This window comes from Streptococcus sp. GMD4S (assembly GCF_000296955.1).
In genome coordinates this window covers 1-628 of sequence record NZ_AJRE01000375.1, presented here as the reverse complement: position 1 = coordinate 628, position 628 = coordinate 1, and the positions used below count along the sequence as shown (strand labels likewise).

Annotated in this window: 1 protein-coding gene; it reads right to left on the bottom strand. The window is 37.6% G+C overall.

Annotation, left to right across the window (positions count from 1 at the left end):
* Positions 1-587: DUF5776 domain-containing protein (locus tag GMD4S_RS09995; protein ID WP_044130323.1), on the bottom strand; the 587-nt coding region annotated here is incomplete at its 3' end.
* Positions 588-628 lie beyond the last annotated feature (41 nt).

Sequence of the window (628 nt, the reverse complement as noted above, 5' to 3'; positions counted from 1 at the left end):
TGATAGTTGTTTGATAAAACTTCTTGAACCTTCTGGATGCGATTGTCTTCTTCTGAGGTGAACTCTTTTGATACCCACCCAACTTGATTGATATGAAGAAATTCTTGTCCCTCAGCAAAGAGAGCTCTATCCACCGTTACGCGTTGATAGGGAGAGAGGGTTGAAGAAATTTCTTTCGCATCATAGGGACTGTTATAGATAACAAACCCCTGCTCCAACCATACTTGTCTATTTTGAGTTTGAACTTGACTTTGATCATAGACCAACCGCTTATCTGCAAGGATAAACTGGTGATTATCTAATTTAAAAACAGGAACACCTTGTCTATTCAAACGCCATTCTACTATTTTAAAGGTGGTTCCAGGAGTCAATTTACCAGACTCCTTGACAAGATCCTCATTAGCATAGACAGCTGTTTCTCCATATACCATTGGGGATTCCAGAGTTTCTTTATAGTAGAATCCATAATCAGACTCGGTTAGATAATAAATTTCTTGTGAAGAGTAAGGAAGCTGTTTTTCTGTGCTAACTACTCTTGAGGTTATGATAAAAGCAGGTAGCAATAAAACTACTAAGAACTTACGCATTCTTCTCTTCCCTTTCTTCTTGTAATCGTAATAAATGGTTT